Origin of the sequence: Streptomyces sp. SID14478 (assembly GCF_010548525.1) — a bacterium.
Lineage (GTDB): Bacteria > Actinomycetota > Actinomycetes > Streptomycetales > Streptomycetaceae > Streptomyces.
This window is the reverse complement of sequence record NZ_JAAGMG010001454.1, coordinates 1-238: the sequence shown is the minus strand read 5'-3', so window position 1 is coordinate 238 and position 238 is coordinate 1. Positions and strand designations below refer to the sequence as shown.

General features: G+C 68.1%; 1 protein-coding gene. It reads left to right on the top strand.

Translation table 11 applies throughout. The features are described from left to right. Positions 1-238 (top strand): class I tRNA ligase family protein (locus tag G3I40_RS45385; RefSeq protein WP_164560615.1); only part of this gene is annotated, 238 nt, incomplete at both ends.

Here is a 238-nt window from a genome sequence, read left to right as displayed (position 1 = left end):
CGTGTGCGTCGGCCCCGACGAGCAGCCGCCGAGCGGCGAGGGCTGGGAGCAGGACACCGACGTCCTGGACACCTGGTTCTCGTCGGGCCTGTGGCCCTTCTCGACGCTGGGCTGGCCGGAGCAGACGCAGGACCTGGCCAGGTTCTACCCGAACGCGGTCCTGGTCACCGGGTACGACCTGATGTTCTTCTGGGTCGCCCGGATGATGATGTTCGGTCTGTACGCGATGGACGGCGAG